The organism is Nonomuraea sp. CA-143628 (assembly GCF_050942315.1).
In the GTDB taxonomy this organism is placed as follows: domain Bacteria; phylum Actinomycetota; class Actinomycetes; order Streptosporangiales; family Streptosporangiaceae; genus Nonomuraea.
In genome coordinates, this window is record NZ_CP192072.1 from 12,293,029 (window position 1) to 12,314,437 (window position 21,409).

At 68.9% G+C, this 21,409-nt stretch carries 22 protein-coding genes; 6 read left to right on the forward strand and 16 right to left on the reverse strand.

The window, feature by feature from the left end; translation table 11 throughout:
• Window positions 1-40: 40 nt before the first annotated feature.
• Window positions 41-1,186 carry an acyl-CoA dehydrogenase family protein gene (locus ACQP2T_RS55590; RefSeq protein ID WP_433512803.1) on the forward strand — a complete coding sequence of 382 codons (1,146 nt, stop codon included), beginning with the start codon at window positions 41-43 and terminating at the stop codon, window positions 1,184-1,186.
• 50 nt (window positions 1,187-1,236) lie between these two features.
• Here ACQP2T_RS55590 and ACQP2T_RS55595 read toward each other — a convergent pair whose 3' ends face one another.
• Window positions 1,237-2,604 (reverse strand): S1 family peptidase, encoded by a 1,368-nt coding sequence (locus tag ACQP2T_RS55595; RefSeq protein ID WP_433512804.1) that lies wholly within the window; start codon window positions 2,602-2,604, stop codon window positions 1,237-1,239.
• Between the two features lie 157 nt (window positions 2,605-2,761).
• Between ACQP2T_RS55595 and ACQP2T_RS55600 the strand changes: the two genes are divergently transcribed.
• Complete coding sequence (locus tag ACQP2T_RS55600) at window positions 2,762-2,923, forward strand: hypothetical protein (protein ID WP_393474418.1); 162 nt, start codon at window positions 2,762-2,764, stop codon at window positions 2,921-2,923.
• On the opposite strand, the gene ACQP2T_RS55605 is transcribed toward ACQP2T_RS55600, so the two are convergent.
• The gene (locus ACQP2T_RS55605) at window positions 2,920-3,354 is read right to left on the reverse strand and encodes a MarR family winged helix-turn-helix transcriptional regulator (protein WP_433512805.1); all 435 of its coding nucleotides are present in this window, start codon (window positions 3,352-3,354) and stop codon (window positions 2,920-2,922) included. The genes ACQP2T_RS55600 and ACQP2T_RS55605 overlap by 4 nt on opposite strands.
• A 20-nt stretch (window positions 3,355-3,374) precedes the next feature.
• On the opposite strand from ACQP2T_RS55605, the gene ACQP2T_RS55610 reads away from it, so the two are divergent.
• On the forward strand, window positions 3,375-3,743 hold the full coding sequence (locus tag ACQP2T_RS55610; protein ID WP_433512806.1) for a MarR family transcriptional regulator: 369 nt from the start codon (window positions 3,375-3,377) through the stop codon (window positions 3,741-3,743).
• On the opposite strand, the gene ACQP2T_RS55615 is transcribed toward ACQP2T_RS55610, so the two are convergent.
• From ACQP2T_RS55615 to pdxH, 5 genes are all read right to left on the reverse strand, one after another.
• Window positions 3,740-4,537 (reverse strand): alpha/beta fold hydrolase, encoded by a 798-nt coding sequence (locus ACQP2T_RS55615; RefSeq protein ID WP_433512807.1) that lies wholly within the window; start codon window positions 4,535-4,537, stop codon window positions 3,740-3,742. The genes ACQP2T_RS55610 and ACQP2T_RS55615 overlap by 4 nt on opposite strands.
• Window positions 4,534-6,753, reverse strand: coding sequence for a SpoIIE family protein phosphatase (locus tag ACQP2T_RS55620; protein ID WP_433512808.1), 2,220 nt, complete (start codon window positions 6,751-6,753; stop codon window positions 4,534-4,536). Before ACQP2T_RS55620 ends, ACQP2T_RS55615 begins: the two co-directional genes overlap by 4 nt.
• A 123-nt stretch (window positions 6,754-6,876) precedes the next feature.
• Window positions 6,877-7,581, reverse strand: coding sequence for a metal-dependent transcriptional regulator (locus tag ACQP2T_RS55625; protein ID WP_358202105.1), 705 nt, complete (start codon window positions 7,579-7,581; stop codon window positions 6,877-6,879).
• A gap of 188 nt (window positions 7,582-7,769) precedes the next feature.
• A complete protein-coding gene (locus tag ACQP2T_RS55630; RefSeq protein WP_433512809.1) occupies window positions 7,770-9,032 on the reverse strand; it encodes an MFS transporter in 1,263 nt (420 codons plus the stop codon).
• Window positions 9,033-9,042: 10 nt separating this feature from the next.
• Window positions 9,043-9,696, reverse strand: a complete 654-nt coding sequence (gene pdxH, locus ACQP2T_RS55635) for a pyridoxamine 5'-phosphate oxidase (protein ID WP_225294082.1) — start codon at window positions 9,694-9,696, stop codon at window positions 9,043-9,045.
• Window positions 9,697-9,872: 176 nt separating this feature from the next.
• Between pdxH and ACQP2T_RS55640 the strand changes: the two genes are divergently transcribed.
• Window positions 9,873-10,979 carry a citrate synthase 2 gene (locus tag ACQP2T_RS55640; RefSeq protein ID WP_214643257.1) on the forward strand — a complete coding sequence of 369 codons (1,107 nt, stop codon included), beginning with the start codon at window positions 9,873-9,875 and terminating at the stop codon, window positions 10,977-10,979.
• Between the two features lie 70 nt (window positions 10,980-11,049).
• On the opposite strand, the gene ACQP2T_RS55645 is transcribed toward ACQP2T_RS55640, so the two are convergent.
• On the reverse strand, window positions 11,050-13,695 hold the full coding sequence (locus ACQP2T_RS55645; RefSeq protein ID WP_433512810.1) for an ABC transporter substrate-binding protein: 2,646 nt from the start codon (window positions 13,693-13,695) through the stop codon (window positions 11,050-11,052).
• Between the two features lie 127 nt (window positions 13,696-13,822).
• On the opposite strand from ACQP2T_RS55645, the gene serC reads away from it, so the two are divergent.
• Entirely contained in the window at window positions 13,823-14,932 is a 1,110-nt protein-coding gene (serC, locus tag ACQP2T_RS55650) for a phosphoserine transaminase (protein ID WP_433512811.1), read from the forward strand.
• 13 nt (window positions 14,933-14,945) lie between these two features.
• On the opposite strand, the gene ACQP2T_RS55655 is transcribed toward serC, so the two are convergent.
• Window positions 14,946-15,320: a BlaI/MecI/CopY family transcriptional regulator gene (locus ACQP2T_RS55655; RefSeq protein ID WP_433512812.1), complete on the reverse strand. Its 375-nt coding sequence runs from the start codon at window positions 15,318-15,320 to the stop codon at window positions 14,946-14,948.
• 133 nt (window positions 15,321-15,453) lie between these two features.
• Here ACQP2T_RS55655 and ACQP2T_RS55660 point away from each other — a divergent pair, with 133 nt between their 5' ends.
• A complete protein-coding gene (locus ACQP2T_RS55660; protein ID WP_433512813.1) occupies window positions 15,454-15,990 on the forward strand; it encodes a TIGR00645 family protein in 537 nt (178 codons plus the stop codon).
• Window positions 15,991-16,309: 319 nt separating this feature from the next.
• Here ACQP2T_RS55660 and ACQP2T_RS55665 read toward each other — a convergent pair whose 3' ends face one another.
• From ACQP2T_RS55665 to ACQP2T_RS55695, 7 genes are all read right to left on the reverse strand, one after another.
• On the reverse strand, window positions 16,310-17,269 hold the full coding sequence (locus ACQP2T_RS55665; RefSeq protein ID WP_433512814.1) for a hypothetical protein: 960 nt from the start codon (window positions 17,267-17,269) through the stop codon (window positions 16,310-16,312).
• Entirely contained in the window at window positions 17,266-17,799 is a 534-nt protein-coding gene (locus tag ACQP2T_RS55670) for an RNA polymerase sigma factor (protein WP_433512815.1), read from the reverse strand. Before ACQP2T_RS55670 ends, ACQP2T_RS55665 begins: the two co-directional genes overlap by 4 nt.
• A gap of 218 nt (window positions 17,800-18,017) precedes the next feature.
• Window positions 18,018-18,569 carry an EF-hand domain-containing protein gene (locus ACQP2T_RS55675; protein ID WP_433512816.1) on the reverse strand — a complete coding sequence of 184 codons (552 nt, stop codon included), beginning with the start codon at window positions 18,567-18,569 and terminating at the stop codon, window positions 18,018-18,020.
• Between the two features lie 113 nt (window positions 18,570-18,682).
• Window positions 18,683-19,297: a rhomboid family intramembrane serine protease gene (locus ACQP2T_RS55680; protein WP_433512817.1), complete on the reverse strand. Its 615-nt coding sequence runs from the start codon at window positions 19,295-19,297 to the stop codon at window positions 18,683-18,685.
• Window positions 19,298-19,399: 102 nt separating this feature from the next.
• Window positions 19,400-20,164 carry a crotonase/enoyl-CoA hydratase family protein gene (locus ACQP2T_RS55685; protein WP_433512818.1) on the reverse strand — a complete coding sequence of 255 codons (765 nt, stop codon included), beginning with the start codon at window positions 20,162-20,164 and terminating at the stop codon, window positions 19,400-19,402.
• Between the two features lie 6 nt (window positions 20,165-20,170).
• Window positions 20,171-20,944, reverse strand: a complete 774-nt coding sequence (locus ACQP2T_RS55690; protein ID WP_433512819.1) for an SDR family NAD(P)-dependent oxidoreductase — start codon at window positions 20,942-20,944, stop codon at window positions 20,171-20,173.
• Between the two features lie 48 nt (window positions 20,945-20,992).
• A complete protein-coding gene (locus ACQP2T_RS55695) occupies window positions 20,993-21,331 on the reverse strand; it encodes an STAS domain-containing protein (RefSeq protein WP_225294105.1) in 339 nt (112 codons plus the stop codon).
• Window positions 21,332-21,409: the final 78 nt, after the last annotated feature.

Consider the following 21,409-nt stretch of genomic DNA (forward strand, 5'->3'; position numbering starts at 1 on the left):
TATTCTGTCCAGCACGACCACCCCCACTTGGAGGCGACCGATGCGGCGAGACCTCTTCGACGAGGAGCACCTGCTCTTCCAGGAGACCGTGCGCGAGTTCATGACCCGTGAAGTCGTGCCACACCACGGCCAGTGGGAGAAGGACGGCATCGTCCCGCGTGATGTGTGGAAGAAGGCCGGGGAGATCGGCCTGTTCGGGTTCTCCGTCCCCGAGGAGTACGGCGGAGCCGGTGTCACCGACTTCCGGTTCAACGCGGTCATCGTCGAGGAGATCATCCGGCACGGCGCGTCAGGGCTCGGGTTCGGGCTGCACAACGACATCATGGCGCCGTACCTCGTCGATCTGACGGACGAGGAGCAGAAGCGGCGCTGGCTGCCCGGGTTCGTCAGCGGCGAGCTCATCACGGCGATCGGGATGACCGAGCCGGGCGCCGGGAGCGACCTGCAGGGGGTCAGGACGACCGCGGTCCTTGACGGCGATCACTACCTGGTCAACGGGCAGAAGACGTTCATCACGAACGGGATCAACGCCGACCTCGTCGTGGTGGTCGCCAAGACCGACCCCGCGGGCGGGGCGCGCGGCACCACGCTGCTGGTCGTCGAGCGGGGCATGGAGGGGTTCGGGCGAGGTCGCAATCTCGACAAGATCGGGATGAAGGCGCAGGACACGGCCGAGCTGTTCTTCGAGAACGTCCGCGTCCCCGTGGCCAACCGGCTCGGCGCCGAGGAGGGCCAGGGCTTCTTCCAGCTCATGAACAATCTGCCGCAGGAGCGGCTGTCCATCGCGGTGGCGGCGGTCGCAGCGGCGGAGACGGTGCTGGAGCAGACCATCGAGTACTGCAAGTCCCGTCAGGCTTTCGGACGAAATATCGGGTCCTTCCAGAACACCCGGTTCGTCCTGGCAGAGCTGGCCACCGAGACGGAGATCGCCCGCCACTACGTGGACAAGTGCGTCCGGGCGCTCAACGCCAAGGAGCTGACCGTGGTCGACGCCGCCAAAGCCAAGTGGTGGACCACCGAGCTCCAGAACAAGGTCATCGACCGCTGCCTCCAGTTGCACGGCGGCTACGGCTACATGATGGAGTACCCGGTCGCCAAGGCGTGGATCGACAGCCGCGTCCAGAGCATCTACGGCGGAACCACCGAGATCATGAAGGAGATCATCGGAAGGTCCTTCGGGTTCTAGAACCCGGACGCATGACGCCCTCCGGCCGAGGAGGGCGTCTTCGTCCGTGGTCAGCGCTGCCAGACGTCGTAGTTTCTGTTCTGGTACAGGTACGCCGGCGTGAACGAGCACCGGAAGGTGTCACCGGACTTGCGGATCAGGCCCTGGTGGATGCCCATGGCCATGCCGCCGTGATACCAGGGGCCGCCGCTGTCGCCGCTGGCGCAGTCGGTCGAGTTCGAGATGACCATGTGCCGCAGCGAGTTGACCGAGACATTGCGGTAGCGCACGCTGGTGCAGACGCGCCCGCTGATCTTGCCGAACTTGCAGGCCGTGTCGCCGACCGCCGGCATGCCTGAACGAGAGTCGGCGTAACGCTTCTTGCTGAAGTCGTAGTAGAAGGTGCGCGTGGGCGTAAAGCCGCCGGTGTCGTAATACCCGATGTCGCCCCACTTCCCCTGATGAGACCAGATCTCCATGACGCCCGTCGATCCACCGTCAGCACTGTGATTGGTGTACGTGCTGAACTCGGTGGAACCGCAGTGCCCGGCCGTGCCGATCCGCTTGGTGCTGGTGGTGGCGTACTTGAGGTTGAACCCCGCGGTGCATCCGGTCAGGTAGCCGCCACCGCGCAGGTAATCGTCCTGCGGGACCGAGGCCGGCAGGGAAGAGACCTCGACCTCGACCTTCATGCCCGCGCTGAGAGTCCGTGCGGACGCGAGCCGGTCGCGTACGGCATCCCGCTCGGCCTGCGGCATCCCCGCCTCCCGCAGTTCCGCGGAGACATGGATCACGCCGGTCTGGATCTCGTAGTACGTGCTCGCCCCCGCGACCGCCGGGTCCGCCATCGCGGCGACGTGCGCGTTCTCCGAAGCCTCCGCCAGCTCCGCCTCCGAGAAGCCGCGCCCGCCGACCAGCCGCACCTCTGCGGGAAGCGTCTTGGCGAGCGCGACCGCCTGCTCGGGGATCGCGTTCTTGAAGCCGAACCACGCGCTGGAGCCGTCCTCGGCCCGGACCGCGCCGGAGAACTCCTGCGGGAACGCCTCCTCCAGCTCGGCCGCGACCTTCCGGTAGGCCGACGTCCAACCATGCCGATCGATCGTCTCGGCGAAGTCGGTCCCGGTGTCCTTGGCGAGGGCCGCGAGGTCGTCCAGCTCTACCGCCGACAGGTCGTCGACCATGACGTCGGGGATGCTCGCCCTGCCGTCGGGCTGGTTCGCCCAAGCCGTGGGTGAGGTGGCGGCGGTCTCGGCCACGTACGCCTCGACGGCCGCCTCAAGAGTGCCGCGCTGGTTGGCGGCCGCGCGCTTGATGCCGTCCAGGGTGGGACGCTTGATCTGGGGCTGGGTCTCCAGGGGCAGGACGATCGTGTCGTCGGCCGCCGCGGCTGGGGCATTCGCTCCGGTAAGGGGGGTAACCACCAGAGCGGCCACTGCCATGACGCGGATCCACTGTTGACCACGTAATAAGTGCACGGTTGTCTTCCTCGGTAAGGACGGTCAAAGATCGCCCAGGCTGTCGGTTCGTCAGGCGCATGTCAAGATCAGAAGCCAGCTACCCACGCGGGAAGCGCTCCGACACCGCATACTGGTCAGCATGGATGGCGGCCTGATCCTGCTGGTTTTCCTGGCGTTGCTGTTCGCCTGGGGGCTCAACCGCGTGCGGCGTGCGATGCGCCTGGGGCCGGTGGGCTACGTCGGGGTGATGATCGTCTTCGTCATCGTCATGCTGCTCATCTATGGGCAGACGGTCCGCTAGCCGGGCAGCCCTTCGACGAAGCGGGTGAGGAGCCGCGCGAACTCCGCGCGCTCCGCCTCCGACCATCCCGTCATCGCCTCGGCGAAAGCCGCCTGCCTGCCGCGATGCGCCTGCTCCAGTGCCGTCCGGCCGGCGTCGGTCAGCACGAGCAGCGCCCGGCGCCCGTCGGCCTGATCCGCCCGCCGCTCGACCAGGCCGGCCGCGACGGCCGCCGCCACCAGCCTGCTCGCCCTCGGCTGGTCGATCGAGAGCGCCTCGGCCACCGTGGAGACGGTGGCAGCCGTTCCAGCGCTCGCGGACTCGATCACGTCGAGCACCTCGAACTCCGGACCCGGCGCGCCCTGCAGCCGCGCCAGCGCGCGCCTGCTCTGCCTGCGTCTGATGGCGACCATCGCGCGCTCGACCGCGGCAATTTCATTGTCAGAGTACATATAGTTGCTATTATACATCCATGAACCGAAGAATCGGCTTCCTCCTCAAGCATGTCCACGCCCTCCTTGAGGACACGATGGCCCGCGCGCTCCACGACCATGACCTCTCGCGCCGCCAATGGCAGGCGCTCAACGCCGTGGCCGAGGGCGACGACCCGTACGAGGCGCTGAAGGCGTTCGACGGCGTCGGCGACGCGGTGCGCGAGCTGACCGCCAGGGGATGGATCACCGGCACCACTCTCACCGATGAGGGCAAGACGGTCCACGCGGCGGTCCTCGATCGCGTGACGGAGTTCAGGCGGCTCGCCACCGAGGGCGTGAGCACGCAGGACTACCAGACCACCCTCGCGGTGCTGAACCAGATGGCCGCCAACCTGGAGGCCGCCTAACCTCCGCTGCCCTCCAGCAGCACCCGGGCCACCAGCCCCGGGTCGTCGCTCATCGGCACGTGACCGCAGCCCTTGAGCAGCTTGACCCGCTGCCCCGACCACCTGGCGGCGCGTACGGCCTGACGGCGCGGCAGCAGCCGGTCGTGCTCGCCCCAGGCGATCGTGATGGGCGACTTGGGCGGCGCGGGCGGCATCACTCCGGCGAACGCCTCCAGCGTCTCGTCGAAGCCGGGCGCACCACCCAACGCCTGGGTGGCGGCGATCAGGGCCGTCGGCGACAGCCGGGACGGATGGGCCACCAGGAGCCCGGCCGACAGGGCCCGGCCGAGGGGGTTCTCGGCGAGCCCGATGGACTGCTCCGGCGGCAGCGCCCTGGCCGTGGCGCGCAGCGCGCGCAGCACCGACCGGCAGTACAGCAGCTCGGAGCGCGACCAGAAACCCGCGGGCGACAGTGCGGTGGCGGTGCGGACCACGCCGCGCGAGGCCAGCTCCAGCGCGATGTAGCCGCCGAGGGAGTTGCCCGCGACGTGCGGCTCGCGCACACCGAGCAGGGCGCAGAACGACTCGACCGCGTCGGCGAGCGACTCCGCGGTGTAGGGAGTGCCGTCGGGCAGGCCGGGCGAGACGCCGAAGCCGGGCAGGTCGAGGGCGATGACGGTGCGTGAGGCGGCGAGGCGGTCCATGACCGGCAGCCATGCCTGCCAGTGGTGCCCGATGCCGTGCAGGAGGATCAGTGGCTCGCCGGTGCCGCGTCGTTCGAAGGCCAGGTCCATGGCCCCGAGCCAATCACTCAACGGCTACGGGTGGGAATCTCGAACCAGACGGCTTTGCCTTCCCTGGTGGGTCTCGACCCCCAGCGCCTGGCGAGTTGGTCCACCAGGTAAAGGCCCCGTCCGCCCTCGTCGTTCTCCCCCGCGCTGCGGATCCGCGGCAGGCGAAGGTCCTGATCGAACACCTCGACCCAGACCGACTCCTCGCCTCTGCGCAGCCGCAGCGTGAACTCCTTGTCGCTCACCACTTCGTCCTCGAAGCCGGGTACGTCCCACGACTCCTCGAACGGCAGCGGCGGCCCCTCGACCACCAGCTCCCTGCGGGGCACGCTTCCGTGGGCCGCGTGGAGCACCACGTTGGTGACGACCTCGGAGACGAGCAGGCAGGCCAGCTCGGCGCGCTCCTCGGGGACGTTCCAGCCGCCGAACGCCTCGGAGGCCATCCGGCGCGCCTCGCCGACCATGATCGGCTGGGCCGGGAACGTGCGCTCCTCGACGTCGAGGTCCGACTCGCTCGACCGGACCACCAGGATCGCCATGTCGTCGTCGATCTCGCCGGGTACCGCGACGGTCGCCGCGTCGGCCACCCGCTCCACCTCGGCGTCGGCCATCTTCGCCAGCTTCTCGCAGAGGACGCCCAGCGTCTCCTCGTCGGTCGGCATCCGGCCGTCACGGCCGGGACGGCGGTCGACCAGGCCGTCGGTGTAGAGGAGCAGCGCCGCGCCGGGCGGCAGCGTGCGCGTCTCCTCCTTGTAGACCAGGTCGGCGTGCAGGCCCTTGGCGCGTACGCCCAACGGCTGGCCGACCTCCTCGATGTCGAGTTCGACGCACTGGCCGTCGACGAGCAGCAACGGCGGCGCGTGCCCGGCGTTGGCGAACGACAACTGCCGCGACCAGGCGTCATAGACGAGGTATTGGCAGGTCACGATCGGCGGGACGCTGATGTCGGCGCCGCTGTCGTCCTTCTCGGGAGTGGCGATGATGCGGGTCCACTCGTCGAGCCTGGCCAGGATGTCGGCCGGTGACTTGTCGTCCTGCGCGAAGGCCCGCAGCGCCGCCCTGAGCTGGCCCATGATGGCCGCGGCCTTGGCGCCCCGGCCCTCCACGTCGCCGATGACGATGCCGACGCGACCGGCCGACAGCGGGATCACGTCGTACCAGTCGCCGCCGACCTGGGTCTGGATGCCCTGGCCGTGGGAGGCGAGGGGGGCCGCCGGGTAGTAGCGCACCGCGATCTGCAGGCCGTCGAGCTGGGGCAGCGCGCGCGGCAGCAGGTGCTTCTGGAAGGACTCGGCGGTGTGCCGCTCCTCCTCGAACAGCAGCGCGTTGTCGATCGCGAGCGCGACCCGGGTGGCGATGGCGCCGACGAAGTCGCGGTCGAAGGCGTCGTAGTGGGGGCTGCGGCGGTCGGTCAGGTTGGACAGCCCGAGGTACATCAGGCCGAGCGTCTCGCCGCGTACGCACAGGGGGGCCACGATGGCGGAGGTCATGCCGACCTCGCCGCACAGCTTGGCGCTGCCCTCGCTCGGCGACGGAAAGCTGCTGACGGCGAAGTCCTCGACGAGGATGGTCTCCTGGCGGCGAAGCGCGGTGTCGGCGTAGTGGGAGGCGGGGTAGCGGATCTCCGCGCCCACGGGCTTCCAGGTGCCGGCCGGTGGGCTCCAGCCCTGGACGTGCTGCGAGACCCGCCGGACCAGCCGGTCGCCCTCCATCAACTCGATGAAGCAGTGGTCGGCGAACTGCGGGACGAGCATCTCGGCCACCCGCTTGAGCGTCTCCTCGACGTAGAGGGAGCCGGCCAGCCGCTCGCCGATGCGCTCCAGCAGGCCGAAGCGGTCCTTCTCCCGCTCGTTGCTGCGCAGCGCCTCGCGGGCGGTCACCACGATGCCGGTCACCGACCCCGAGGGGTGGCGCAGCGGCACGGCCTGGGCGCGGACGTAGACGATCGTGCCGTCACCCCGCCGCACGTCGAAGGTGCCCTCCCACACGCCGCCCTTGAGCACATGCTTGGTGAGCTCGATGGCGAGCGGGTGGTCCTTCTCCATGATGCCCAGCGACAGCATCGAGGTGTCACGTGACGACTTCGACGGGCGGCCGAAGAGCTTCTCGGCGAACGGGTTCCAATAGAGGAGATTGCTGAAACGGTCGGTCACCACGACCGCCATCTCGGCATGATCAAGCACGGATTCGGCCGCCAGATGATCAGCCTCTTCCTGGGACACATCCCCCCAACGCTTCATCCGGAGACCACTCCTAGGGAGGGCATGTGCGCAATGCGAACCACGGGCACTCCTGCAACAGCGTCGACCGGCCGGGAGTGGAGGGCCTCCCAGTAGGGATTCAACCAAGGAGTAGCGGGCGAGTCAGCGCCTGGAGACGAAAACATGCGCGGCAACGTCACGCGGAAGCTCCGCGAGAGTGTCGTTCGCGTCACCGTCACCTGTCACCCGCACACCGTCGTCGCTCGCCGCGAGCGTCACCTCGCGTCCGGGTTGTATCCCAACTTGCTTGAGTTTAAGCATCACAGCAGGATCGCTTTGCACTTGTTCGCTAATTCGCCGCACGACCACGGGTATATCTCTTGGTCCGGCGAGGTCGGACATGGATGTCAAGAGGCTGGGGCCACCCTCGACGGGCTCTCTGGCGCCCAGCTCGCCCAGCCCGGGGATCGGGTTGCCGTGCGGGCACACCGTCGGGTTGTCGAGCAGCGTCACCAGCCGGGTCTCCACGGACTCGGACATCACGTGCTCCCAGCGGCACGCCTCGATGTGCACGTCTTCCCAGGGCAGGCCGATCACCTCGGTCAGCAGGCACTCCGCGAGCCGGTGCTTGCGCATCACGCGCGTGGCCAGGGTGCGCCCGAGGTCGGTCATCGACAGGTGGCGGTCACCTTCGACGCGGACCAGGCCGTCGCGCTCCATCCGGGCCACGGTCTGGCTCACGGTGGGACCGCTCTGCTGGAGCCGCTCCGCGATGCGCGCGCGCAACGGGACGATGCCCTCCTCCTCGAGCTCGAAAATCGTGCGGAGGTACATCTCCGTGGTGTCGATCAGGCCGTGTGCGGTCAAGGCTCCTCCCAACTGAATGCTACGCCGGTCAGGGCATGGGCTGGACCCGTCGGCGACGGGCACAGAAGTCACACGGGAACCCTATGGGGAGAACGAGCGACGATGGTGATGGACGACAACACCGGGGCAGCCCGGTTCCTTCCCGACCGCCTCGATCTCGCCGCGCCGCGGCGGGACGCGGCCGGGTGTCAGGGCTGCGATCGGCTGACCGTCGGCGAACCGGCCCGGTAGTTCCGGAAGCTCGGCACCGACAGTCCGACGATCAGGACCGCGACGGCGCACGCCAGCCCGCCGCCCACCCACGCCCACGTCAGCCCGAACCACACGGCCGTCAGCCCGGCCCGCAGGTCGCCCAGGCGCGGTCCGCCCGCCACGACCACCATGAACGCCCCCTGCATCCGCCCGCGCATCTCGTCGGGAGCGTGCAGTTGCAGGATGGACTGCCGCCAGACCGACGAGACCATGTCGGCCACGCCCCCAACGGCCATCAGCACGACCATGAGCCACAGCTGCTGGGCCAACCCGGCCGCGGCCACGCTGAGCCCCCAGAGCGCGATCGTGACCGTCAGCGCCACCCCCTGGCGGCGTACCCGGCCCACCCAGCCGGAGCCGAGCGCGCCGAGCACCGCGCCGATGGCCATGCCGGCCGACAGCCAGCCGAGCGCGATCGGCGAGCCGTCGAAGCGCTCGGACACGGCCTGCGGGATCAGCGCCCTGGGCAGCGCGAACACCATCGCGATGATGTCCACGACGAACGACATCAGGAGCACAGGCCCGGTCGCGATGTAGCGCAGGCCGTCGATCACCGAGCGCCAGCCGGGCCGCTGGATCTCGCCCATGGGGAGCAGCCGGGGCAGCCGGATCGCCGCGTACAGGCTGGCCGTGAAGAGCACCGCGTCGATCCCGTACGCCAGCGCGTAGCCCTGCCAGGCCAGCAGCACGCCGGCGATCATCGGCCCGATGATCGCGCCGAACCCGAAGACCAGCGAGTTGAGCGCGTTGGCGGCGGGCACCAGCTCGGCGGGCAGGATCCTCGGGATGATCGCGCCGCGGGCGGGCGAGGTCATCGCGAACCCGGTGGCGCTCACGGCCGCGGCGAGCAGCAGCAGGTAGACGTTGCCCAGGCCGAGGAGGGCCTGGGCCAGGATGAAGAGCGTCGCGCCCCAGGAGATGAGCGAGCTGGTGATCAGCAGCCGGCGCCGGTCGACCGCGTCGGCGAACGCCCCGCCCCACAGCCCGAACACCATGAGCGGGAGCAGGTTGGCCAGACCCAGCAGGCCGACCCAGAACGAGGACTGGGTGAGGTCCCAAACCTGCTTGCTGACCGCGACGACGGTCACGCCGATACCGATGTTGGCGATGGCCTGACCGGACCAGAGGCGCCGATAGGTGGGAACGGCCAGCGGCCGTATGTCTATGAGATGACGCTTGACCAGCTCCCCGATTGCCACTTAAGGCACATTAAGGGGCAAGCCTCTCCAGAACCCATCCGGGGCGGGTTCGCCGGTATCGCAGCCTGTCATGCATCCTGTCAAGCTGCCCCTGCCAGAACTCCACCTCCAGCGGGCTGACCCGGAACCCACCCCAGAAGTCGGGAACGGGCGGATGCTCCGGCCACCGGGCGGCGAGCTCGTCGTAGCGGGCGTCCAGCTCCTCCCTGGACCGCACGACCGCGGACTGGCGCGAGGCCCAGGCCCCGATCCGCGAGCCGTACGGCCTGGAGTTGAAGTAGTCGGCCGACTCCTCGTGCGAGAGCCGTACCACCGTGCCCTCGATCCGCACCTGGCGGCGGATCGGGTGCCAGGGGAACAGCAGCGACGCGCGGGCGTTCTCGGCCAGGTCGCGGCCCTTGCGCGACTCGTAGTTGGTGTAGAAGACGAACCCCTGCTCGTCATAGCCCTTCAGCAGGACGGTCCTGGCGCTCGGCCGGCCGCCGGCCGAGGCCGTGGCCAGCACCATGGCGTTCGGTTCCGGCAGGCCGGCGGTGAGCGCCTCCTGGAACCAGGTGGCGAATTGGGTGATCGGATCGGCGGAGAGATCTGCTTCGAGCAGCGGCTCGCCCTCATACGTACGGCGAAGCCCCGCCAGCGCGGGCGGGCGCGAGGTGGCATCCACGAGACGGTATTCTTGCGCGCTTGGTGGCAGATCCCACACAACACTCCCTACCAGCGGCTTTCGCGTTCCGGCGGGTCCGGAGACCGACCACGGGCGGGTAGGGGGTTAAATTGACCCGCCGGTATCTCGACATCAAGGCATTGCCGCTACATGGCAAGAAAGGGAGGCGGCCGAGAATGTCCGACTTCAAACCCGGCCTCGAGGGCGTTGTAGCTTTCGAGACCGAGATCGCGGAACCGGACAAAGAAGGGGGCGCCCTTCGCTACCGGGGTGTCGACATCGAGGAGTTGGTCGGCCGTGTCCCCTTCGGGCACGTCTGGGGCCTGCTGGTCGACAACAAGTTCCAGCCGGGCCTGCCCCCGGCGGAGCCGTACCCCATTCCTGTCCACTCAGGTGACATCCGCGTAGACGTACAGAGCGCGCTGGCCATGCTGGCCCCGGCCTACGGCTTCAAGGCGCTCCTCGACATCAGTGACGAGGAGGCCCGCGACCAGCTCGCGCGCGCCTCCGTGATGGCGCTGTCCTTCGTGGCGCAGTCGGCGCGCGGCCTCGGCCTGCCGATGGTGCCGCAGAGCCGCGTCGACGAGGCCAAGACCATCGTCGAGCGGTTCATGGTCCGCTGGCGTGGCGAGCCCGACCCCAACCACGTCAAGGCGATCGACGCCTACTGGACCTCGGCCGCCGAGCACGGCATGAACGCCTCCACGTTCACCGCTAGGGTCATCGCCTCCACCGGCGCCGACGTGGCCGCCGCGCTCTCCGGTGCCGTCGGCGCCATGTCCGGCCCGCTGCACGGCGGTGCTCCGGCCCGGGTGCTGCACATGATCGAAGGCGTCGAGCACCTGGGCGACGCCAAGAAGTACGTGCAGAGCGAGCTCGACAAGGGCAGCCGGCTGATGGGCTTCGGCCATCGCGTCTACCGTGCCGAGGACCCCCGCGCGCGGGTGCTGCGCCGTACCGCGAAGGAGCTCAACGCGCCTCGTTACGAGGTCGCCGCCGCTCTGGAGCAGGCCGCGCTGGAGGAACTCCACGCGCGCAAGCCCGACCGGGTGCTCGCCACGAACGTCGAGTACTGGGCGGCCGTGGTGCTGGACTTCGCCGAGGTGCCCTCGCACATGTTCACCTCGATGTTCACCTGCGCCCGCACGGCCGGCTGGGCCGCGCACATCCTGGAGCAGAAGCTCACGGGTCGCCTGGTCCGCCCGAGCGCCAAGTACATCGGCCCGGCGTCGCGTCCCCTCAGCGACGTTCCCGGCGCCTCCGAGGTCGTCGGCACCATCTGACGTCTCGATCCCGCTGTTCGTACGGCTGCCGCGTTCCGACGCGGCAGCCGTACGTCATTTCAGCAGGGCGTCATTGAGGCGCGGTGTCGGGCAGGCCGGCGCACACGGCGTCCTTCGGGGGCGGCTCAGTGGCGTCCAGCGAGCCGCAGCGGACGACCGGCTTCGGGTTGCCCGCCCGCGCCACGTCCACCTTCATGATCGCGAAGGCCTTGTCGACCGGGGCGTGCAGATCGGCGGAGCCGAAGTCGATCTTCCCGCTGGAGCCGTTCCAGACCCGCCGGGTCAGCCGGTAAAGGATGTCGCCCCGGCTGGGCAGGCCGCCACCCTCCTGCGCTCCGGCCCGGTAGGCGGTACTGGCCGCCTGGTAGAGCACGTTGGCCGCGTCGAAGGTGAGGATGAGGTTGTCGTCGGAGGACTTCGGGTGCGCGCCCGCGAGCAGGCCGCTGATGAACGCGGTCTGCTTGGTGGCGCTCTGGTTCCACACCGCCCGGTGCGCCAGCGCCACGTAGTAGACCTCCATCTGCTTCATGTGAGCGATCTCACCGGCGTGGTCGGCCATCGCCCTGACGACGTCGTCGCCCGCGAGCACCTTCGCGTCCTTGCAGCCGCTGCCCTCTATCGAGGTCAGGAAGCCGAGGAACTCCGAAGCCCGCCCGGCATAGAGGAAGACGTTCGGTTTGAGGGCACAGGCCGCCACAGCGGCCTCCTGGATGCCGCCCGACTCGACGTTGTAGTCCTTCGGCTCCTTGACCGTGATTCCCTGCGCCTTCAGCGCCGTCTCGAAGTCGTCGGCCAGGTTCTTCGTGTACTGGTCGGTGATCGATTCGTCCTGGACGATGACCGCGGACGGCTTGGCCACGTCCGCGAGCAGCATGCGCCGGGCGAACCGCGCGCCCAGCGTCGCCTCACGGAAGTTGGTCGGCCCCACCTGGAAGTAGTAGGGGGACGGCTGGCCGGGCCGCTTGCCGTCGGCGGAGTCGCCGACGTAGCCGATCCGGTCCGCCGTCGCCGTGGTCGCCACCATCGGGATCTTCGCCAGATGCAACACCTCGATCGCCTGGCTGACGCCCTCCACGCTGCGCGGCAGGCCGATCACGCCCATCACGTGCGGGTCCCGCGCGGCGAGCTCGGTGATGAGCTGCGCCGTCCGGCGGCCGTGGCGGAAGTTGTCGCCGGCGTTGGCGATCAGCACCTGCAGCCGGGGCGTGGTGCTGGCGGTCCGCTGCTGCTCCTCCACCGCTTCCAGCTCGGACAGGGCGGTCGCCAGCCGGGTGTCGTTCGCCTCCGTCTTCGTGATCGAGAACTCGCCGAACAGGACCACGCTGACGTACCGTCCCGAGCCGAGGGCGTAGCCGTTGTTCGCGTCGATCTTCTTGACCAGCTCCTTCATGGCACCGTCGAAGAGGTCGCTCGGCGTGGCGCCGGTGGCGTTCACGATGCCGACGCATTCGGTGCCGCTCCGCTCCGCCCATTGCAGGCCGCCGCAGTGCGCGGCCCTGTCCCGCTGCACCCAGAAGACCAGGGCGAACGGCAGGACCAGCAGCAGCCCGATGGCCGTCCAGTAGGCCAGGGCCCGCTTCCTGCGCGGCAGCACCGGCGGATACTCCCCGACGGCGGGCACGTCCGTTACCCGGATGCCGATCCGCAGGTCAGGGACACGGAACCGGGCCGCGGCCCGCCACCGCCCGACGACCTCGGGCAGCCGGCCCAGCTCCGCGGACCCGATCGGCGGTCCGGGCGGGACGGAGGACACGGCCGCCAGCACCACCATCGGCGGCAGCAACCCGGTCGTCCTAGTGGTCTCCTCCACCAGCCGCAGGAACCGCGCGTTGACCCCGTCGGGCTCGACGACCTCGATCAGCAGCAGGGCGTACAGCCCCCTGCCCCAGCTCGGCCACGGGATGATCCACTTCTTGTACGCCTCGCGCAGATCGCGCATCAGCGCGTGGACCAATAACCGCTCGACGTCCGTGTCGTCACGCTTGATGTCCGCGTCGTCATCCGCGCCCTTGGCATTGGCCAGGCGAAGCGCGTACTTGGCAGGGCCCTCGAACGGATCGCGCCGGATGTACGGCTGATTGCGGAGCCAGCCGGTGAACAGCGTCCCCCTGATCGAGAAGAAGGCCTGGCCGGTGGTGCCGAGCGCGGCCACCAACAGGCCGAGCACCCACGGAGCGAGGCCGACGAGGTCGGCGGGGCCGTTGAACCACCAGACGGCCAGCGTGCCGACCGGCACCCAGGTCGTCGCGGCGCGCGCCAGGAAGTCGGCCGAGGTCCTGCGCCCCCGGTCGCTGTCGCGGCTGCTCCGCTGCCAGTCCTTGAGCCGTTCCTTGAACATCCGGTAGCCCGTGTGCGTGCCCGGAGCCGGCAGCCAGTCATCGGACTTGTTGCCCGGCGGCGGCAGGTGCCGCTGCTTCCTCGCCCACAGCACGAACTGCGCCAGCGGGAAGCGCGGCGGCGGCAGCAGCGACCCGCCCACCGGCTTGCCCAGCTCGCCCTGCTCCCCCGCCAGAGCCTCCACGAGCGCCTGGATCGACTTGTGCTCGCCCTCCTTGACGTGGGCGTAGGGCACAGCGTCCTCGAACGGCTTGGCGAGCAGCTCGGCCGCGGCGAGCGCCTCGGGGCCCGTCACGAGCACCGTGGGCAACGGCGGATCGGCCCGCCAGAACACCGGCCGGCGAATCAACGCTTCGACGACATTCCGCAGATCGGCCACCCGGACTCCTCCAGCCGGACCTCACCCGTGTTGCTGGTCCAACGAATGATCGAGGGAAATGGTTCATCCTTTCTCACGATCCGGACCCGGGTCCAGGCAACCTCCTCGGGTAAGTACCCTTGGTCAGGTGGCTGACATCGTGATTCCCGCTGACATCAAGCCCGTCGACGGCCGCTTCGGCTGCGGGCCCTCGAAGGTTCGCACCGAGCAACTGGCCGCGCTCGCCGCCTCCGGCGCGAGCGTCATGGGCACCTCGCACCGCCAGAAGCCGGTCAAGAACCTGGTCGGCCGCGTACGCGCCGGCCTCATCGACCTGTTCGCGCTCCCCGAGGGCTACCAGGTCGTGCTGGGCAACGGCGGCACCACCGCGTTCTGGGACATCGCCTCCTTCGGGCTCATCCGGGAGCGGTCGCAGCACCTGTCGTTCGGCGAGTTCTCCTCGAAGTTCGCCACTGTCGCCAAGAAGGCTCCCTGGCTGGGCGAGCCCACGGTGATCAAGTCGGAGGTGGGCACCTACCCGGCCGCGGTGGCCGAGGACGGCGTCGACGTCTACGCGCTCACCCACAACGAGACCTCGACCGGCGTGGCCATGCCGATCGAGCGTGTCGGCGACGATGACTCACTCGTGCTCGTGGACGCCACCTCCGGCGCGGGCGGTCTGCCCGTGTCCATCGACGAGACCGACGTCTACTACTTCGCCCCGCAGAAGAGCTTCGCCTCCGACGGCGGCCTGTGGATCGCGCTCATGTCGCCGCGCGCCCTGGAAAGGGTCGAGGAGATCGCCGCCACCGACCGCTACGTGCCGGAGTTCTTCAGCCTGCCGGTGGCGATCGACAACTCCGGCAAGGACCAGACCTACAACACCCCGTCGGTGGCGACGCTGTTCCTGCTGGCCGACCAGCTCGACTGGATGAACAGCAACGGCGGCCTGGCCTGGACCACCGCCCGCACCGCCGACTCCGCCCAGCGCCTCTACACCTGGGCCGACAAGACCTCCTACACCACGCCGTTCGCGGCTCCCGAGTTCCGCTCGCAGGTGGTCGGCACGATCGACTTCTCCGACGACGTGGACGCGGCGGCCGTGGCCAAGGCGCTGCGCGCCAACGGCATCGTCGACACCGAGCCCTACCGCAAGCTCGGCCGCAACCAGCTGCGCGTGGCGATGTTCCCGGCCATCGACCCGGCCGACGTCGAGGCGCTGACGGTCTGCATCGACTACGTGGTCGAGCGTCTTTGACCCATTCCGCCCGTTACGTGGTCGAGCGTTTCTGACCCGTACGGCGCGACAGCTCGTCCAGCAGGGCCAGGGCGTCCTCCTCCTCGACGCTCTGCGCGAACCTCGCCAGCACCGGCAGCCGGTCGGTGCTGGCCGCCAGCGCCTCCAGCATGAGCCGCGTGACGTGCTCGTCCCTGGAGTAGGCGGCCGCGTACTTGAAGGCGTTACGGTACGGCGTGCGGACGAGCAGCCCCTTCTTCACCAGCCGTTCGGCGACGGTCTGCACCGTGGTGTAGGCGAGCTCACGCACCTCGTTGAGCGTGGCGAGCAGCTCGCGCACCCGCATCGGCTTACCGGCATCCCACAGCACGTCCATGATCGCGCTCTCCAGGGATCCCAGGTTCGCCAACTGACCAACCCTCCGGCTCGGTGAGTTAGGAAACATTCTTCCCTAAAACGCCCGCGCACGACCAGGGTCGATCTTCCTTACCACCCAGTTGTGCGGACATATCCTCATGTGACAGGGGTTATACCGGATGAGTATGAGCAGGCGGCCCAACGGCCTGGGCTACCTGATGTTCGCCAGCCGCTGGCTGCAGGTCCCCCTCTACCTGGGGCTCATCGTGGCCCAGGGGGTGTACGTCTGGCAGTTCATGGTCGAGCTCTGGCACCTGATCGAAGGCGTGTTCCATGGCGCCGGCAAAGACCTGGAAGTCACGGTCATGCTGTCGGTGCTGGGCCTCATCGACGTGGTGATGATCTCCAACCTGCTCATCATGGTCATCGTCGGGGGCTATGAGACGTTCGTCTCGCGCATCAACCTCAACGAGCACCCCGACGAGCCGGAGTGGCTGTCCCACGTCAACGCGAACGTCCTGAAGGTCAAGCTGGCGACGGCCATCGTGGGCATCTCGTCGGTGCACCTGCTGCAGACGTTCATCAAGGCTCAGACGATCCCGGACAGCAAGATGATGTGGCAGACGATCATCCACCTGGCCTTCGTCCTGTCGGCCATCGGGCTGGCGCTGATTGATCGGCTGCTGTCCTCGTCTCCGGCCGAGCGGGTGCACAGCTCCTAGTGCGGTCTCGGTCCTTGTGACGGTCCGTGGTGGCTGGGGTCCTTTCGGGGTGATCCCCCTTCGGGGGGAGGGAGAAAAGAGCCGGTCCGTCGTGGTCGGGGGTCCACCGGGGATGCCCCTGCGGGGGGAGCGGAAGAAGCCCGTCCGTCGTGGCTGGGGACCCACCGGGGATGCCCCCCGAGGAGCCGGTGCCCATTGCCACGACGGCGCCGACCACCACGAGGGTCAGGGTTTTGGCCGGGCTCACCGGTGTCGATCACGCCGGTCAGGTCAGGATGAGCGCCCGGCAGCAGCCCCACAGGATCGAGTAGCGGGCGGTCTACTCACCGGTTACCGGGTTCTTCCGGAGGCGTTTCTCCGTGACCAGCAGTCTCACCGTGCCGACCTGCTCAGGCTCGGCGGCCCAGACGTACCAGTGGTCGCCGATCTTGGCCGACTGGTCCCGGCTCATGCCGAAGCCGTTGCCGTCCGGGTTCGGCTCAATGATCCGGAAGACCACCCGCAGCCCCCGCCTGCGCGCCTCGGCCGCGACTTTGCCCACGGTCCGCCCGTCGGCGTCGTAGCCTTCGAGCATCTCGCCCTTGCCGCCGGCCTCCGCGAAAGCCTGGTACTTCTCTCCGGGCTTGGCCGGCCGACCCAGGTAGAAGACACCCCGGCCCTTGAATCCCTTGCTCACCGTGGCAGTGAGGAAGCAGCCTTCCTGGTCGAGCGTGCATCCCTCCGGCTTCAGACCACCGCCGAGCCTGTCGGCCCGGGTGGTGCCGGCGAATCCGTAGCGCACGATATCGCCTACCCGAGTCGGTGAGGCGGGTATCAGGTCCACGCCGATATTGAGGCCCAGCGCCTGGAAGCCCTCGGCGTACAGGGCGTGGTCGGCGAACGGGTCCTTGATCGTAGCGACGTAGTCGTCACCCCGCAGCTCGATGTCGATGGCGGCGTTGGCGTACGAGGTGGCCTCCCTGTCCAGCAGGGTGGGGCCCATGACGGCCACGGTGGCGAGTGCGACGGTGACGGCCAGCCCCACGAGCAGGCGGCGGGCACGGCGCGACCTCGGCGCCCGACGCCCAGCGGCTGCGGATCTGGCTGTCGTTGCCGTTGCGGCCGCGGCTGCGGCTGTCGTTGCGGCCGCCGCACCTGGCTTCTCTTCGACGATGGCCGCCAGCAGCGCACGGGCCCCCGCACCGGACGCCTGGCCGGCCAGCTGCTCATCCTTGACCCTGGCGAGTTCGCTGACCTTGGCGAGTTCACTGGCTCCGGCCAGTCCGCTCAACTCGTTCATCTGGACTCCACCTGCAGACGGTTGACGGAGATGCCCGCGCCGGCCAGCGCCTTGGAGAAGCGCTTGCGCGCGCGATGGAGCCGGATGCGTACGGCGTTGCGCGAGCAGTCGAGGACCTTGGCGAGCTGGGCGTGGTCCAGCCCTTCCCAGGCGACCAGCGACAACAGCTCGCGATCGTCCTCGTGCAGCTCCTTGAACGCCTGCGCGATCGCGCCCAGCTCGACGCTGCCCTCGGGCGAGTGGGCATAGAGGTCGGCGATGTCGGCGTCTAGCTCCACGCTCCTGGACCACCGCCTGACCTGGCCGCGCCGGTGATTGGCCAGGACGTTCCTGGCGATGCCGTACAGCCAGAGCCTGGCCTCCGCGTCGGGCGGCAGGGCGTCGGCGCGGCGCCAGGCGATGGCGAACGTCTCGGCGACCGCGTCCGCCGCGTCCTCGGGAGAGTCGCAGCGGCGCAGGGCGTATCCGAGAATCGGCTCGTAAGTCTGGGCATATACGGCCTCGAACCGGCGTCTTCGGTCGTCATCCACCGGCGGTTCCCATGGTGGCCTCCTCATGCGGGGGTTGCGGACACCCCTTACATGTCTGAGGCTGTATCGGCATTTCACCCCGATTTTGCGAGCATCAGGGTGAGCGCCGTTCTACACCACTTCGCGCTTGCGGCGCACTCGACGTCGCGCCTGTCCGGGCGTGTGACACGTCGGTTGACGCCGGCTCGTGACGGACCTGGCGACCCGGCCGGGCGGGCTCACCGGTCGTTGGCGCCCAGCACCCAGGCGCTCGCGTCATCGGCCGATCCGGGCGCGTACATGCCCTGCAAGGCGACCGTGTACTCCTCGCGGGAGATGCACCCGTCGCCGTCGGTGTCGACGCGGTCGAAGAAGCCGTTGGACGTCTCGGCGGACTCGCCGGCCGCCACATACAGGCGGGCGAGCTCCTCCCGCGAGATCGAGCCGTTCCCGTCGGCGTCGATGGCGTCGAACGCCGCGTCGGCGAGGGGCTTCAGGCCGTTGTCATAGTAGTGGGGGTCCTCCGCCACGCCCGCCTGTACGAGGGCGACGTACTCCTCGCAGCTCACCCGGCCGTCCCCGTCGGTGTCGGCGTTGCGGATCTGGTCCCACCATGCCCGGTAGGCCGCCCGCAGCCTCGTGTGCGAGGGCGAACTCGGGTCGGGCGCGATCACGGCGCACATCCGATCGGCGAGGCTCTCGAAGTCGGCGGCCTCGAGATATCCGCTGCCGTTGGCGTCGACGACGGCGAACGCGGCCCTGAGGTTGGCTTCGGCCAGAGGGTTCGACACGGGGAGACTCCCTTCGTGGACACTTTGCGTAATCATTCCACTACGAAGAGTCTCGCCTGTCGAGATCCGGCCGAGCGTCGATCCAACTAATCACGTAGGGGGTGTGCGGCGTCCTACACCACTTCGCGCTTGCGGCGCAGCAGCCAGGCGGCGACGACGCCGCCCACCAGGCCGAACAGGTGGCCTTGCCAGGAGATGCCCTGCTGGTTGGGCAGCAGGCCCCACAGGATCGAGTAGTAGGCGATCCCCACGCCGATCCCGATGACGATGTCGAAGACACGCCGGTCGAATATCCCGCGCGCCAGGACGTACCCGAAATATCCAAACACGAGGCCGCTCGCACCCACCGTGATCGTGCCGGGACTGGTGAACCAGGTGCCGATACCGCCGATCACGATGATCAGCAGGCTGGCCGCGAAGAACCGGCCGAGCCCGCGCAACGCCGCCAGGAATCCCAGGATCAGCAGCGGCAGCGAGTTGGCCATCAGGTGCCCGAAGCCCACATGCAGGAACGGGGCGAAGAAGATGCCCGCGAGCCCCGAGGGATCCCAGCCGACGATGCCGAACTCGCGGTCCAGGCTGCCGTTCGTCGTGTAGTCGACGACCTCGACGGCCCACATCACGGCGAGCATCACGACCATGACGAAGGTCGCGCTCAGGGCGCCGGCGAGGAGGGTGCCCGCGCCGCGCTTGGCCGACTCGTACGCGGACCTCGAATAGTCGCTCATGAGCCCCTCCCGCTAGACCTTTCCTTCTTTACCGTACGCAGAAGAAGTTATGCACGCGCAGCGAAACCCCCTCCCAAAAAGGGGAGGGGGTCCGGAAAAGGACTACTCGCCCTTCCACTGGGGGGCGCGCTTCTCGGCGAAGGCCGCCGCGCCCTCCATGGCGTCCTTCGAGCTGAACACCGGGCTGATGATGCCGCCCTGCTTGGCGAACATCTCCTCCAGCGACCAGTCCTGCGACTCGATGATCACTTTCTTGGTCGCCGCGAGGGCCAGCGGGGCGTTGGCGGCGATCTTGCGGGCCAGCTCCAGCGCCCCGTCCAGCGCCTCGCCCGCCGGGGTGATCCGGTTGACCAGCCCCAGCTCGTACAGGCGTGAGGCCGGATAGTGATCGCCGGTCAGGGCGATCTCCATGGCGATGTGGTACGGGATCCGGCGCGGCAGCCGCATGATGCCGCCCGCGCCCGCCACAAGGCCCCGTCTGGGCTCCGGCAGGCCGAAGGTGGACTCCGACGACGCCACGATCACATCGCACGACAGCGCGAGCTCGAAGCCGCCCGCGAGCGCGTAGCCCTCGACCGCCGCCACGATCGGCTTCTTGGGCGGCGACTCGGTCAGGCCGCCGAAGCCGCGGCCCTCGACCACCGGGAAGTCGCCGGACAGGAAGCCCTTGAGGTCCATGCCCGCCGAGAAGTAGCCACCCGCCCCGGTCAGGACGTAGGCGGAGATGTCGGGGCGAGCTTCCAGCGAGTCGACGGCTGCCGCGATGCCGCGGGCCACCGCGCCGTTGATGGCGTTGCGCGCGGCGGGCCGGTTGATCGTGATCACGGCGACGCCGTCGGACTCTTCGACGAGCACTTCGTCAGACACGTGACCTCACTTGGGCTGGAAGCGGATGCCGCCGTCGAAGCGGACGACCTCGGCGTTCATGTAGTCGTTCTCGATCAGGGATCTGATCAGGTGCGCGAACTCGTCGGCCCGTCCCATGCGCTTCGGGAACACCACCGGCGCCACCAGCTTGGCCTTGAACTCGTCGGAGTTGGGCGAGAAGCCGTAGATCGGGGTGTCGATGATCCCCGGGCAGATGGTGTTCACCCGTACGCCGATGGCCGCCAGGTCACGCGCGGCGGGCACGGTCATGCCCACGATGCCGCCCTTGGAGGCCGAGTAGGCCAGCTGCCCCGTCTGGCCTTCCAGAGCCGCGACGGAGGCGGTGTTGACGACCACGCCCCGCTGCCCGTCGGCGTCGACCGGCTCGGTCTTGGCGATGGCCGCCGCGCCGATGCGCATGAGGTTGAACGTGCCGATCAGGTTGACCTCGATGACCTTGCGGAAGGAGGCGGGGTTGTGCGGGGCGCCCTCACGGTTGACGGTGCGCTCGGCCCAGCCGATGCCCGCGCTGTTGACCACGACGCGCAGCGGCTTGCCGGTGGCGACGGCCGCGTCGACCGCCGTTTGTACCTGCTCGTCGTCCGTCACGTCGGTCCGGGCGAAGACCCCACCGAGCTCGTCGGCGATGCTCTTGCCGCGTTCCTCGTTGAGGTCGGCGATGACCACCGTGGCGCCGTGGGCCGCGAGCTCGCGGGCCGTCGCCTCGCCGAGGCCGCTGGCCCCGCCGGAGATGATTGCTGCAGATCCGTTCACGTCCATAACCCGGACCCTAACCCGCCAACCGAATGAAGTTCTACTCGGGGTGGGTTAAATCTCGCCTACGGCCGTGTCGACATCGGAATATACCTTGATCCGCCGGTCGAGCCCGGTCGTGCGCAGGATGCGGGCCACCGGGGCCTGCGGCCCCGCCAGCGACACACCGCCGCCCTCTCCCGTGGCCAGCCGCCATGCCTCGATGAGCACCGACAGCCCGCTGGAGTCCATGAACGACAGTTGCTGGAGGTCGAGCACCAGCCAGGCGCCATCCTGTTTGATGGCGTCGCGCACCTCGTCGCGGAGGAACGGCGCCGTGAACAGGTCCAGCTCACCCTCAACGGCCACCACCACGGCATCGCCAAGGGCATGTCGCGCAAGCCGCAGCTTCATTTGGCCCCTCCTCGATGAGCCACTGTACTTCGACATCCCCGGGTACCGGGCATGCACAAACTCGGATCATCCGTATGT

Coding starts and splice junctions, on each gene's coding strand:
- ACQP2T_RS55590 (WP_433512803.1), top strand. CDS start 41: ATGCGGCGAGACCTCTTCGACGAGGAGCACCTGCTCTTCCAGGAGACC.
- ACQP2T_RS55595 (WP_433512804.1), bottom strand. CDS start 2,604: ATGGCAGTGGCCGCTCTGGTGGTTACCCCCCTTACCGGAGCGAATGCC.
- ACQP2T_RS55600 (WP_393474418.1), top strand. CDS start 2,762: ATGGATGGCGGCCTGATCCTGCTGGTTTTCCTGGCGTTGCTGTTCGCC.
- ACQP2T_RS55605 (WP_433512805.1), bottom strand. CDS start 3,354: ATGTACTCTGACAATGAAATTGCCGCGGTCGAGCGCGCGATGGTCGCC.
- ACQP2T_RS55610 (WP_433512806.1), top strand. CDS start 3,375: ATGAACCGAAGAATCGGCTTCCTCCTCAAGCATGTCCACGCCCTCCTT.
- ACQP2T_RS55620 (WP_433512808.1), bottom strand. CDS start 6,753: ATGAAGCGTTGGGGGGATGTGTCCCAGGAAGAGGCTGATCATCTGGCG.
- ACQP2T_RS55640 (WP_214643257.1), top strand. CDS start 9,873: ATGTCCGACTTCAAACCCGGCCTCGAGGGCGTTGTAGCTTTCGAGACC.
- ACQP2T_RS55660 (WP_433512813.1), top strand. CDS start 15,454: ATGAGCAGGCGGCCCAACGGCCTGGGCTACCTGATGTTCGCCAGCCGC.
- ACQP2T_RS55665 (WP_433512814.1), bottom strand. CDS start 17,269: ATGAACGAGTTGAGCGGACTGGCCGGAGCCAGTGAACTCGCCAAGGTC.
- ACQP2T_RS55680 (WP_433512817.1), bottom strand. CDS start 19,297: ATGAGCGACTATTCGAGGTCCGCGTACGAGTCGGCCAAGCGCGGCGCG.
- ACQP2T_RS55690 (WP_433512819.1), bottom strand. CDS start 20,944: ATGGACGTGAACGGATCTGCAGCAATCATCTCCGGCGGGGCCAGCGGC.
- ACQP2T_RS55695 (WP_225294105.1), bottom strand. CDS start 21,331: ATGAAGCTGCGGCTTGCGCGACATGCCCTTGGCGATGCCGTGGTGGTG.